The following is a 12,485-nucleotide window of genomic DNA, read 5'->3' as shown; positions in this document are numbered from 1 at the left end:
GGGCGAAGGGGCGCTAAAACAGGTTTTGAAATAAAATAATTTTCAAATTCAAAGAGTAGATAATGGGTCAAAATGGCTCTAAAACAAATAAAGAAAAAAATGATATAATAGAAAAGGTGAGAAAGTTGAATATATTAGATTTTAGAGAAGAAGTAAAGAAAAAAATTAAAGAACTAGAAAAACAACTAAGTGATCCAGATATTACTAACGATATCGAAAAATTAAAAAAATTAGGACAGGAGCATTCTAGACTCTCAGAATTAAATGCACTATTTGAGAGTTACGAACAAAGTTTAGAAGACATAAAAGCGTTAAAAGAAATGTATGAAAACAACGAAGTCTCCGAAGAAGAATATCAGTCAATACTCCAAGATTTAGAGGAAAAACAAGAAAAAACAAGAAAAAAAATCATAGAAGGTTTAGTTTCTCAAGATGAGTACGATGAGAGAAATATCATTATGGAGATAAGAGCCGGAACCGGGGGGGATGAAGCAAGCCTATTTGCTTCAGAGTTAATGAGAATGTATCTACGGTATGCTGAAAGAAAAAATTGGAAATATGAAGTTCTTGATCTAAACGAAAATGAACTTGGTGGAATTAAAACCGCCATACTAAAAATAAAAGGTCAAGGGGCTTACAGAAGATTGAAATATGAAAGTGGGGTGCATCGGGTACAAAGGGTACCTCAAACAGAATCTTCTGGAAGGATACACACTTCGACTGCTACGGTTGCAGTGTTACCGGAAGCAACGGATATAGACGTTCAAATAAACGAGAATGATCTCAGAATAGATACATATAGGGCAAGTGGGGCGGGTGGTCAGTACGTTAACAAAACGGATTCTGCAGTTAGAATAACCCATCTACCAACTGGGATCGTTGTGACTTGTCAAAATGAAAGATCCCAACATCAAAATAAAGAAAAAGCTTTAAATATACTAAGAGCAAAACTTTTTGAGATAAAGTTAGAAGAGCAGCAATCTCAACTTATCCAAGAGAGAAAATCACAGATAGGTACCGCACAGCGAAGCGAAAAAATAAGAACATACAATTTCCCACAAAACAGGGTTACAGATCATAGAATTCCATATACCACTCATAGAATAAACGAAATTCTAGACGGAGATTTAGATGAAATAATAGATAAGTTACTAGAAAAAGATCTAATAGAAAAACTTGAAAGTTTGACCTTATAAATTAAATTATTGTTAGAGGTGATTAAATGGTGAGAATAACTTTTCCAGATGAGTCTGTTCAAGAATTTAAAGACGGAATTACCCCTGCAGAAATTGCTAAAGGTATATCCGAAGGGCTGTACAGAAAGGCCATAGCTGCAGAAATTAACGGTGAATTAAAAGATTTGAATAACCCTATAGTGCAGGATTCAACTATTAAATTAATAACTTTGGATGATGAAATAGCCTCAAAAATATATCGACATACGATGGCTCATATAATGGCTCAGGCGGTGGTAAGGGTTTTTGGGAAGGATAGAGTCAAACTAGCTATAGGGCCGGTTATTGAAAATGGGTTTTATTACGATTTTGATATTGAAGGGTATAACCTTTCAGAGGAAGATTTTCCAAAGATAGAAGAGGAAATGAAACGGATTATAAAAGAAGATATAAAAATTATTAGAAAAGAAGTAAATAAAAAAGAGGCTTTAGAATTATTCAAGGATCAGCCTTATAAACTGGAATTAATAGAGGGATTAGAAGAAGACACTATTTCAGTTTATTTTCAAGGGGATTTTTATGATATGTGTAGAGGACCTCATCTCCCTTCTACCGGGTACGTTAAATACTTTAAGCTTCTATCCGTATCTGGAGCATATTGGCGGGGAGACGAAAAGAACAAGATGCTCCAAAGAATATATGGTACCGCCTTTCCCAAAAAGGAACAACTTGATGATTACTTAAACATGATTGAAGAGGCGAAAAGAAGAGATCACAGAAAATTAGGTCCCAAATTGAATTTATTCATGTTGCAATCTGAAATGGCTCCAGGAATGCCTTTTTTTCTACCAAATGGTAGGATTGTTTTAAATGAATTGATGTCTTACTCCCGGCAAGTTCATAAAAAATATGGATATGTAGAGGTAGAAACGCCTCAAATCATGAATATCAAATTATGGCATCAATCTGGACATTGGGATCATTACAAAGAGAACATGTTTTTCACGGAGAAAGAAGATATGCCTATGGCTGTCAAACCGATGAATTGCCCAGGGCATATATTGATATATAAAAACAACTTCGTTAGTTACAGGGACTTACCAATAAGATTGTTTGAATTTGGTAAAGTTCATCGCTACGAAAGAAGCGGGGTTTTACATGGCCTTTTTAGAGTCAGAGCTTTTACTCAAGATGATGCTCATATATTTTGCATGCCGTCACAAATGGAAGAAGAAATAATAAAAGTTATACAGCTAACAAACGAAATATTTTCAACATTTGGGTTTAAATATGAAGCCATCTTAAGTACGATGCCCGAAGATCATATGGGAGATATTGAAAGTTGGGAAAAGGCTACAGATGCTTTGAAAAAGGCATTAGAAAAGAGCAATATGGAATATAGAATAGACGAAGGAGAAGGGGCTTTCTATGGTCCCAAAATAGACTTTAACGTTACAGATTCGCTTGGAAGAAAATGGCAATGTACCACGATTCAGCTTGATTTTCAGATGCCTGAAAGGTTTGAGATGGTATACGCAGATGAAAACGATGAACAAAAGAGGCCAGTTATGATTCATAGAGCAATATTTGGATCTTTAGAGAGATTCTTTGGTATTTTAATAGAAAACTTTGCTGGAGAGTTTCCAACTTGGCTTTCTCCTGTTCAAGTATCGATCCTTCCAGTTTCTGAAAAATTCAACGAAGAAGCCAAAAAATTTTCTCGTGTTCTAGAACAAGAAGGTATCAGGGTTTACGTAAATGATTCTGATGCTACTGTGGGATACAAGATAAGAAATGAACAGATGAAAAAAGTGCCATATATGATAGTTTTTGGAGAAAAAGAAATGAACTCAGATACTATAAATATAAGAACTCGAAAGGGCGATACCATAGAAAATGTTTCAAAAGAACGTTTCATTGAGGAGATTAAAAATGAAATAAAGAACAGAAATTTAGACTTAACTTTTTAATTTAATAATACAGAATTATAAAAGGCGCCTAGAAAAAGGCGCCTTCAATATTTTAGGTATTTAATTGAGATTATTTTTTTCGTCTGAGTTCTTTTTTCTTTTCTTTTCTAAAACCTCTTTTGCTTGATTATAATGATATGAACCCTCACGTAATAAAACGCTTCCGCAATTTGGACATCTTTCATCTTGACATGGAACGCCTGGTGTATGAGGTTTTTTATACCCACATTTTACACAAACACAAAAACCTCCGCCACCCATGCCTCCTCCTTCTCTTCGCATAATTAAACCCTCCCAATGGTATTTTTAAAAGTCAAGTTATTCTTTTCTGTTAAGGATCTTTTCACATTTGTCAATGAAGGTATCAAGAACTTCTGATTCCATCTTAATACCCTCAAGAGCGTATCTGAGATACTCCAATCCCATTGGCGTTATTGTGTAAACCTTCACAGGGGGACTCTTAGAAGTATCCCAACTTGAAGTTATATATCCGCTACCCTCTAACTCTGAAAGTATTCTGTATATCCTGCCCATCTGACCAATACCTTCGATTGTTTCCACACCCATTTCATCCAATTTATTGGCAATTTCATAACCATAAGTTGGGTTTTCGGCAATGATTAAAAGAATAAAATTGGCTAAAAATCTACCCTTGCCTCTCCACCCTTTTCCTCTACCTCTTTGGTAAGCAGACATTCTTTAAACTCCTTGATCATGAAATTTCGATTTCACCGTATAATCTTGATCTTTTAAATTGTTAGAAGCTAATGCTACAATTATTTCTTTTAAAGTTCCATCCACCCCTCTTATAACCCGAATATTAAGATTTTCAAAGGCATATATCGCTTTCATTCCAATCCCTCTGACTACCATTATTTCTACACCTTTTTCATGCATGTATTCAGGGATCTCTCCTGTTGAATGGTTTTCCAAAGGGTTCTTTTCTATTTCATAGCTGTATTCTTTATTTTCTTTCAAATCCACAAAGGCGAAGTAAGGAGCATGCCCAAAATGTTCACTGATTCTTGAATCTTCACCTATATTTTCTATCAATGGAATAGCTATCTTCATTTTTTCCCTCCTGTAACCCTTTTAAAATTCTTGAAGTTTTTCTGATTTCAAAAGATCTATATTTTCTTTGACATTGCCATCTGAAGCTATGTAAGCTTTAATATTTGCCGCTTTTAAAGCTGTCAAAGCATTTTCTCCTACATTTTTTGAAATTACTGCATCTATTCCACGTTCTGAAAGTTCATTCACAATTTTTGTTCCTGCCCCGTGTTCCTGGCTATTGTCAGGAGAAAAAAACTCATAACTTTCATTTTCTGTATCGTAAACTAAAAAGTAAGCTGCTCTCGCGAATCTTTCATCTAATTCGGATTCCAATGTCTTTTCTTTAGATGGAACTGCAATTTTCATTTTTACACCCCTTTTTATTTATTAAAAAGTATTTGTGAGATTTTTTGATATATAGATTTTATGTACTTTGAAGAAATAGAATCTTCGTACAAGATTATCGGTTTGGCTTCTCTTGTAGCTAAATTCACCATTTCATCGAAAGGTATCTTTCCTAGAAGATCTATATTTTCAGAAAAGCACCATTCCTCCAGGGAAGAACTCACAGATTCGTTTAAATCAAATTTATTGATTACTACGCCAAATTTCACTCTCATTTTCTTCAAAGTTTCAACCGCTCTTTGAAGGTCATGGAATCCTGAAAGGGTAGGTTCGGTAACTATAATAGCATAGTTTACACCAGCTACAGACGATGTGGCAGGGCATCCTATGCCAGGAGCACCATCTATTATGATAACATCTTTTTTTAAATTTTCACCCACAGAAAAAGACTTTTTTCTTATCTCAGCTACCAAACCTCCTGAAGTTTCTTCCCCCGGATTCAAATCGCCATGAACCAAAACACCTTTTGGAGATTTTGATTCATAATAGTATCCAGCTAAATTTTCTACAAGTTTTATCGCCTTTTCGGGACAGGTGAGTACACAAAGTTTACAACCTTCACACGCATATTCGTTAATAACATATTTATCCTGTTGAAAATCTATTGCCTCAAACCTGCATGTATCTTTGCAAATACCACAATTAGTGCATTTTTCGTAATCTATTTCTGCTTTTTTCCCACCATAGTATTCATAGCTTTGTTTTAACTCAACAGGTGATAACAACAAATGAAGGTTAGATGCATCAACATCGCAATCACTCATTACGGGATTTTGGAAAAGGTAGCTCAAAGAAGCAGATAACGTTGTTTTCCCGGTTCCACCTTTTCCACTGATTATAGCTATTTGTTTCATACCAACACCTCTGTTATATTTTCGTACAAAAGTTCAAAATTTCTATGCAATTCTTCGGATTGATCTACGATCAATTTCCCCTCAGAGTACCATTTAGCTATTTCCTTATCAAAATCGATTTTCATAAGTAGAGGAATTTTTTCTTCCTCAAGGTACTCTGTTAACTCGGTAAATGCAGGATCGTAGCGATTGATTACCACTCCGTAAGGGATTTCCATTTCTTTAACTAACGAAACCGCCAGTTTCAAATCGTGTAATCCAAAAGGAGATGATTCAGTTACTAAAACCGCAAAATCAACCTTTTGTAAAACTTCCACAACTGGACACGAAGTACCAGGAGGGGCATCGATTATAGTTACATCGTAGTCATCCGAAATGTATTTTTTCAATTCTCTAATTATCCTCACACCTGATGGTTCTCCTATATTCAAAAGCCCCATCCCAAAGTCAAAAAAATCTGTTTTTCCAAATTTTAATTTTCCTAGGCTTTTAGGTTCTTCATCGATAGCTCTTACAGGACAAATTTTAGAACAAACGCCACAACCGTGACATAAATTTTGGAAAACTAATACCCCTTTTTCAAAGACATTAATAGCACCAAACTGACATTCTCTTGCGCACAGCCCACACAGTATACAAGTTTCTTTGTTTACTTTTGGTATGAGTACATCCACGCTTTTTTCTTCTTCGAATGTGACCTTGTAGAATAAATGGTCATTGGGCTCTTCTACATCCGCATCTAGTAGCAAAACTTTCATATTTTTTGAAAGAACTTTGGCTAAATTAGTAGATACGGTAGTTTTCCCAGTTCCTCCTTTTCCGCTCAAAATTGCTATCTTCAATGACAAATTGATCTCTCCTTCAACTGTTGTGATGTATATACGATACATAAAGGCAGGCACAACTCATTTTTAGATTAAAAGTGAGCTGTGCCTTGATATTAAATTTACTCGTCTTTTTTCTGGCTATCGTCTGTTTCTTTCAGGATTCCTTCAATGTAGTTTAATTCGTTTTTTAAATACTCTCTTTGCGCTTCTAAAAAAGCCTTGTCACTTTCCACAGGATAAGCTGGTGGATAATACGCTCCTGCCCATCCTCCGTAGGCTCTTGGTCCGTAACCGAATCCTCTGCCATATCCAAAACCTCTGCCATAGCCGAAACCTCTTCCGAATCCTCTTGCACCATAACCGAAACCTCTACCATACGCACCACTACATCTTCCTAAACCTCTACCTGTCATCGGGCCTAAACCCCTAGGTCCGGTTCCATCTAAAAAAGGCATAAGATAACCTCCTTTCATATATATGCATTTTACATATATATTATAGCACAAAAAATCTTCTTTTGTCAACAAAAAATCATTTTGATTTTTTTGGTTTTTGGTGTAAAATTAAATGGATACCGTTAACGTTATCATAAGAAGAGGTGGTAAAAATAAGTCGGAGTAATTTTGTAACCATAAAAGATATCGCCGAAAGAGCAGGGGTCTCTGTTAACACTGTATCAAGGGCTTTAAACGATAAACCAGATATAAACCCTCAAACAAAAGAAAAGATCGAAAAAATTGCCCAAGAATTAGGCTATGTTAAAAACATATACGCTACTATGCTCAAATCTAACGTAACTCATACTATTGGAGTGATCATGCCCGATAGCTCCAACCCTTTTTTCTCTGAAGTATTCAAAGGTATTGATAAAGCAGCAAGGGAAAATAATTATCAAATAATAATTATGAACTCTGAAGGTTTATACGAAAACGAAGAAAAGTTTTTAAAAACTCTCTTAGAAAGGAGAGTTGATGGTATTCTCCTCTTTCCAATGCAAAAGAGTTATGAAGATATTCAAGAACTGATAAAAGAGCACTTCCCTATAGTACTTGTAGGTAGAGAAATAGACGGTTGGAATGTGGATGAGATATTCAGTGACGAAGAAAAAGGGGGATATCTTGCAACCAAATACCTCATTGAAAAAGGGTGTAAAAAGATAAAAATGATCACCGATCAACTGTATAACTCTGCTTCATATGGAAGGTTACAAGGCTATAAAAAGGCTTTAAAAGAGAAAGGGTTAGCGTTTTCAGAAAATGATATCAAGATATGTGAAGGGATACATGAAGGATACCACGTTAAAGCGGGGTACGATAAAACGATGGAAATGATCAGAAAAAAAGAAGAATTCGACGGAATATTTTGCTACAACGATCTAATAGCTTATGGTGCAATTAAAGCTTTGAAAGAAAATAATCTAAAGATTCCACAAAATGTTTCGGTAGTTGGTTACGACGATATAGCCTTTTCTAGGTTAATCGATCCAGAGTTGACAACGGTAAAAGTTAAAAAGTTTGAAATGGGATACGAAGCATTTCAAATGCTGTATAAAAGAATAAAAAGTAAGAGAAGAGACCACTCATCAACAAGGAAAGTATTAGATATAGAGCTCATAGTAAGGAAATCTTAAACATAAATAAGATATGGGTCATGGGTGGGCCGCGGGGCGAAGGGGCGCTAAAGAAGGTTTAGAGATTTTAAAGGCAGTAAATCTTAAGCAAAGAAGGAGAGGAATTTCATGGCAGAATTACGTTGGAACCCTTTGTTAAAAACATACACAATGGTTGCCGATAATAGACAAAATAGGCCCCATTTACCTGAGGATTGGTGCCCTTTTTGTCCAGGGCCGGGTAAAAAAGTGCCTCCAGACTATGACGTTTATGCATACGACAATGATTTTCCCGCTTTAAAACTAGATCCAGATGAACCAAATATACAAGAAACGGATTTGTACAAAGTCGAAAAAAATTATGGAAAATGCGAAGTAATTTTGTATTCTCCTGATCACAATATTACTCTTCCTCAATTACCCGTAGAACATATATTTAAGTTAGTAAATTTATGGGTTGAAAGATTTGAGGAACTCTCAAAAGATGAAAAAATAAAATACATCTTTCCTTTTGAAAATAGAGGAAAAGAAGTAGGGGTAACGATGCTCCATCCACACGGTCAATTATATGCCTATTCCTGGATCCCTTTGAAATTAAAAGTCGAACTCGACAACTGTAAAGAATATTATGAAGAAAATGGGAAATGCCTTATTTGTGAAATGAACAAAGAGGAAAAGGAATTTCAAAAAAGAATTCTTTTTGAGAATGATTCATTTCTCGTTTATCTTCCCTTTTTTACAGACTACCCCTATGGAGCTTTCATCGTGAGCAAATCCCACAAAGGCAACTTATCAGAATTCGACGAAAAAGAAAAATGGGACCTGGCTGAGGCGCTAAAACTGTTAACTGGTGGCTTTGATGCATTGTTTGACAAACCTTTCCCTTACATGATGAATATCCATCAAACTCCTGTTAATTCAGAGGAATATGCAGATTCCAACAAATACTATCATTTTCATATTGAGTTCTATCCTCCTTTAAGAGACAAGGATAAAATAAAATGGTACGCATCAAGCGAGATGGGTGCTTGGGCTGCGGCAAATACCATGGCGGTGGAAGAAACTGCCATTACGTTAAGAAATGCAATAGAAAAATTCAAAAAAATACAGTAGAGAGGTCGACAAAATGGATTTACTAAATACTTTTCAAGAAATCTACGGAGTTAGTGAAAAACCAGTACAAAGGTTCTTCTCTCCAGGAAGAATAAATCTTATAGGCGAACATATAGACTACAATGGAGGATATGTATTACCGGTAGCTATAAACCTTGGTATAAATGGCTTAATGAATTTGAGGGACGATAATTTAATCTACCTAAAATCTATGAACTTTCCCAACGAAGTAAAAGTAGATCTAAATAAGGGAGTGGATTATAGAAAGGAAGACAGTTGGGGGAACTATGCAAAAGGAGTTATAAAGTTTTTATTAGAAGATGGATTCCCCTTAAAGGGATGTAATATTCTGATTAAAGGAGAACTTCCAAATGGAGCGGGCCTTTCATCTTCTGCAGCTTTGGAAGTGCTTATTGGATTCATGCTCTTATCTCAAAATCAAACCCCTGAAGAAATCGATAGAACATACCTTGCCCTCTTAGGGCAAAGGGTCGAAAACAAATTTATTGGTGTGAACTCTGGAATAATGGATCAATTTGTGATATCAAATGCAAAGAAAGATCAAGCTTTATTGCTTAATACCCAAAACCTAAGCTATGAATATATACCTTGTTATTTAGATGGGTATTCTCTAATTATTATGAATACGAACAAAAGAAGAGAGCTTGCTTCTTCTCAATACAACCAAAGAAGAAAGGAATGTGAAAGTGCTTTAGAAAAAATAAATCAAGCGAAAGAAACAAAGGCTGATAATTTATGCCAATGTAGTGAGAAAGATCTAAAATATCTTGATAATGAAATAGAGTTAAAAAGAGCAAGGCACGTAATAACAGAAAATCAAAGGGTTATCCAAGCTTCTAAATTATTAAAAAACAACGATATTGAAGGTTTTGGAGCTCTTTTAATCCAATCCCATAATTCCTTGAAAAATGATTATGAAGTGACAGGTTTTGAACTAGATACAATTGTTGACGAAGCTCTAAAAATCAAAGGCTGCGTAGGAGCTAGAATGACTGGAGCAGGGTTTGGGGGGTGTGCCATTGCTTTGGTGGAAAAAAGTCGGGTAAAAACTTTTAAGGAGCAAGTTTCCAAGAATTATTATGAAAAAACAAAGATAGAACCATCTCTTTACGAAACAACTATTGAAGATGGAGTGAAAATTCTCAAAAAATGAGAAAATTTCAGCTAAACGGGAATAATCACTTTTAATTGTCTTTAATTTACCCTAGCTGTCCATAACAAGGTTTTGCAACGAATGTTAACTCTGATATAATTGTTTTGGTATCGTTCACGGTATCGATATTACATTTCAGGATATAACCTTTTTAAAAATAACTGAAGATTTAGGAGTGAAAATAATGACTAAAAAGTATGAACCAATAAATGCAAAGGTGCCACATTTCCTACATGGAGCAGATTACAATCCTGATCAATGGTTAAAATATCCAGAGGTGTTAGAAGAGGATATCAGGCTTATGAAGCTAGCTGGATGCAACGTTATGTCTGTAGGCATATTCGCCTGGAGTACTTTAGAACCTGAAGAAGGTAAGTTTAATTTCGGTTGGTTAGATAAAGTTATAGAAAAGCTGTACAAAAATGGAATATATACAATCTTAGCAACCCCAAGTGGGGCCAGGCCTGCATGGATGTCGCAGAAATATCCAGAAGTTTTAAGGGTAGGTCCAAATAGAGTAAGAAACCTTCACGGTAAGCGTCATAATCATTGTTATACATCTCCAATCTACAGAGAAAAAGTCAACATAATAAACACAAAATTAGCAGAAAGGTATTCGAACCATCCAGGAGTAATAGCTTGGCATGTATCCAACGAATACGGTGGAGAATGTCACTGCAATCTCTGCCAAGAATCTTTTAGAACTTGGTTAAAAGAGAAATACAAAACCTTAGAAAATCTGAATGATGCCTGGTGGACGGCTTTTTGGAGTCATACCTATACTGATTGGTCACAGATAGAATCTCCCGCGCTTCATGGTGAAGACTTACTTCATGGATTAAATTTAGACTGGAAGAGATTTGTAACTCACCAAACCGTTGATTTCTTCAAACATGAGATAGAACCTCTCAAAAAGATAAATCCAAGCCTACCCGTGACCACCAACTTTATGGGAATATATGAGGGATTAGATTACTGGAAATTTGTTGACTATGTGGATGTAATTTCCTGGGACAATTACCCGGGTTGGCATAGTAATGATGATTATGATTTAGCCTGTGGAGTAAGTATGGTTCATGATTTGAATAGATCATTAAAAGGTGGAAAACCTTTTATGCTTATGGAGAGCACTCCTAGCACAACTAATTGGCAGGAAGTAAGTAAATTGAAAAGGCCGGGAATGCATTTATTATCTTCTATTCAAGCGGTAGCTCATGGTTCTGATACCGTTCAATATTTTCAGTGGAGAAAAAGCAGAGGGAGCAGTGAAAAATTCCATGGAGCTGTTGTTGATCATTTTGGGCATGAAAACACTAGAGTTTTTAACGATGTCAAAAATGTGGGTGAGACACTAAAAAGATTAGACGAAATAATAGGAACAACAGTAGATCCAGAAGTTGCTATTATTTTTGATTGGGAAAATAGGTGGGCGATGAAAGATGCCCAGGGCCCAAGAAACATAGGCATACATTACGAGGAAACCGTTAAAGAGAATTATAAACCTTTCTGGAAGAATGGTGTACCTGTTGATGTTATAAATATGGACTGTGACTTTTCAAAATACAAATTATTGATAGCACCAATGCTTTACATGGTTAAACAAGGGGTAGGTGAAAAAATCAAGGGATTTGTGAGAAACGGTGGGACCTTTGTTACAACATATTGGTCGGGAATAGTCAACGAGACAGATTTATGTTTTTTAGGAGGATTTCCAGGTCCGTTGAGAGAGGTTCTGGGCATTTGGTCTGAGGAGATAGACGCACTTTACGATGGTGAGAGTAGACATGTTTCTTTCGATAATGAAAATGAATTAGGGCTGAAAGGTGATTATGAAGCAAAGGAACTATGTGATTTGATCCATTTAGAAGGAGCGAGATCTTTGGCAACCTACAAAGAGGATTTTTACAAAGGGATGCCCGCTTTAACGATCAATGATTTTTCAAAAGGAAAAGCATATTATATAGCTTCAAGAAATGAAGAGCAATTTAACGATATGTTTTATGGCAAACTGATAGAAGAACTTGGACTGAAAAAGGTTATTAATACAGAATTACCATACGGTATTACAGCTCAAATGAGAACTGATGGAGAGAATGACTTTATTTTTGTGATGAACTTTACTCAAGAAGAAAAGATTGTCGAACTTGATGAACAGAAATATATCGACCTTCTGGAAGGTGAAACTTTAGATAGAGAACTAACTGTTCCAGGTTATGGGGTTAAGATTTTGAAAAGAACGAAATCTTAATATGTTTTTTGCTATGAAGGAGGTGATCTTTGAAGAGCAGTACAAGTACTATGATTA

At 35.5% G+C, this 12,485-nt stretch carries 13 protein-coding genes; 6 read left to right on the top strand and 7 right to left on the bottom strand.

What is annotated here, in order from left to right; translation table 11 throughout:
* Window positions 1–131: 131 nt before the first annotated feature.
* Both prfA and thrS read left to right on the top strand, forming a co-directional pair.
* The gene (prfA, locus tag X925_RS02170; protein ID WP_121959001.1) at window positions 132–1,196 is read left to right on the top strand and encodes a peptide chain release factor 1; all 1,065 of its coding nucleotides are present in this window, start codon (window positions 132–134) and stop codon (window positions 1,194–1,196) included.
* Between the two features lie 26 nt (window positions 1,197–1,222).
* Window positions 1,223–3,145 (top strand): threonine--tRNA ligase, encoded by a 1,923-nt coding sequence (gene thrS, locus X925_RS02165; protein ID WP_121958997.1) that lies wholly within the window; start codon window positions 1,223–1,225, stop codon window positions 3,143–3,145.
* A 60-nt stretch (window positions 3,146–3,205) separates the two neighbouring features.
* On the opposite strand, the gene X925_RS02160 is transcribed toward thrS, so the two are convergent.
* From X925_RS02160 to X925_RS02130, 7 genes are all read right to left on the bottom strand, one after another.
* Window positions 3,206–3,427 carry a ferredoxin gene (locus tag X925_RS02160; protein WP_103065838.1) on the bottom strand — a complete coding sequence of 74 codons (222 nt, stop codon included), beginning with the start codon at window positions 3,425–3,427 and terminating at the stop codon, window positions 3,206–3,208.
* Between the two features lie 36 nt (window positions 3,428–3,463).
* On the bottom strand, window positions 3,464–3,841 hold the full coding sequence (locus X925_RS02155) for a PadR family transcriptional regulator (protein WP_103065837.1): 378 nt from the start codon (window positions 3,839–3,841) through the stop codon (window positions 3,464–3,466).
* Between the two features lie 3 nt (window positions 3,842–3,844).
* Window positions 3,845–4,216, bottom strand: coding sequence for a NifB/NifX family molybdenum-iron cluster-binding protein (locus X925_RS02150; protein ID WP_121958996.1), 372 nt, complete (start codon window positions 4,214–4,216; stop codon window positions 3,845–3,847).
* 21 nt (window positions 4,217–4,237) lie between these two features.
* Window positions 4,238–4,564 carry a NifB/NifX family molybdenum-iron cluster-binding protein gene (locus tag X925_RS02145; protein ID WP_121958995.1) on the bottom strand — a complete coding sequence of 109 codons (327 nt, stop codon included), beginning with the start codon at window positions 4,562–4,564 and terminating at the stop codon, window positions 4,238–4,240.
* A gap of 14 nt (window positions 4,565–4,578) precedes the next feature.
* Window positions 4,579–5,457 (bottom strand): ATP-binding protein, encoded by an 879-nt coding sequence (locus X925_RS02140; protein WP_121958994.1) that lies wholly within the window; start codon window positions 5,455–5,457, stop codon window positions 4,579–4,581.
* Entirely contained in the window at window positions 5,454–6,305 is an 852-nt protein-coding gene (locus tag X925_RS02135) for an ATP-binding protein (RefSeq protein ID WP_304465924.1), read from the bottom strand. Before X925_RS02135 ends, X925_RS02140 begins: the two co-directional genes overlap by 4 nt.
* A 98-nt stretch (window positions 6,306–6,403) precedes the next feature.
* Window positions 6,404–6,739, bottom strand: coding sequence for a DUF5320 domain-containing protein (locus tag X925_RS02130; RefSeq protein WP_103076567.1), 336 nt, complete (start codon window positions 6,737–6,739; stop codon window positions 6,404–6,406).
* A 152-nt stretch (window positions 6,740–6,891) separates the two neighbouring features.
* Between X925_RS02130 and X925_RS02125 the strand changes: the two genes are divergently transcribed.
* The 4 genes from X925_RS02125 to X925_RS02110 all read left to right on the top strand — a co-directional run bounded on the left by X925_RS02125 (window position 6,892) and on the right by X925_RS02110 (window position 12,428).
* Window positions 6,892–7,914 (top strand): LacI family DNA-binding transcriptional regulator, encoded by a 1,023-nt coding sequence (locus tag X925_RS02125; RefSeq protein ID WP_121958999.1) that lies wholly within the window; start codon window positions 6,892–6,894, stop codon window positions 7,912–7,914.
* 108 nt (window positions 7,915–8,022) lie between these two features.
* The gene (gene galT / locus X925_RS02120) at window positions 8,023–9,006 is read left to right on the top strand and encodes a galactose-1-phosphate uridylyltransferase (RefSeq protein WP_121958993.1); all 984 of its coding nucleotides are present in this window, start codon (window positions 8,023–8,025) and stop codon (window positions 9,004–9,006) included.
* A gap of 13 nt (window positions 9,007–9,019) precedes the next feature.
* Entirely contained in the window at window positions 9,020–10,180 is a 1,161-nt protein-coding gene (locus tag X925_RS02115) for a galactokinase (protein WP_121958992.1), read from the top strand.
* Between the two features lie 184 nt (window positions 10,181–10,364).
* Entirely contained in the window at window positions 10,365–12,428 is a 2,064-nt protein-coding gene (locus X925_RS02110; RefSeq protein ID WP_121958991.1) for a beta-galactosidase, read from the top strand.
* Window positions 12,429–12,485 lie beyond the last annotated feature (57 nt).

Source organism: Petrotoga sp. 9T1HF07.CasAA.8.2 (genome assembly GCF_002895585.1).
Lineage (GTDB): Bacteria > Thermotogota > Thermotogae > Petrotogales > Petrotogaceae > Petrotoga > Petrotoga mobilis.
The sequence above is the reverse complement of the archived record's forward strand: the minus strand, read 5'-3'. Positions and strand labels throughout refer to the sequence as shown.

Excerpts from the sequence above, each read along its gene's own strand:
- X925_RS02155 (WP_103065837.1), bottom strand. The coding sequence starts at position 3,841 with ATGTCTGCTTACCAAAGAGGTAGAGGAAAAGGGTGGAGAGGCAAGGGT.
- X925_RS02150 (WP_121958996.1), bottom strand. The coding sequence starts at position 4,216 with ATGAAGATAGCTATTCCATTGATAGAAAATATAGGTGAAGATTCAAGA.
- X925_RS02115 (WP_121958992.1), top strand. The coding sequence starts at position 9,020 with ATGGATTTACTAAATACTTTTCAAGAAATCTACGGAGTTAGTGAAAAA.
- thrS (WP_121958997.1), top strand. The coding sequence starts at position 1,223 with ATGGTGAGAATAACTTTTCCAGATGAGTCTGTTCAAGAATTTAAAGAC.
- X925_RS02160 (WP_103065838.1), bottom strand. The coding sequence starts at position 3,427 with ATGCGAAGAGAAGGAGGAGGCATGGGTGGCGGAGGTTTTTGTGTTTGT.
- X925_RS02145 (WP_121958995.1), bottom strand. The coding sequence starts at position 4,564 with ATGAAAATTGCAGTTCCATCTAAAGAAAAGACATTGGAATCCGAATTA.
- X925_RS02130 (WP_103076567.1), bottom strand. The coding sequence starts at position 6,739 with ATGCCTTTTTTAGATGGAACCGGACCTAGGGGTTTAGGCCCGATGACA.
- X925_RS02140 (WP_121958994.1), bottom strand. The coding sequence starts at position 5,457 with ATGAAACAAATAGCTATAATCAGTGGAAAAGGTGGAACCGGGAAAACA.
- galT (WP_121958993.1), top strand. The coding sequence starts at position 8,023 with ATGGCAGAATTACGTTGGAACCCTTTGTTAAAAACATACACAATGGTT.
- X925_RS02110 (WP_121958991.1), top strand. The coding sequence starts at position 10,365 with ATGACTAAAAAGTATGAACCAATAAATGCAAAGGTGCCACATTTCCTA.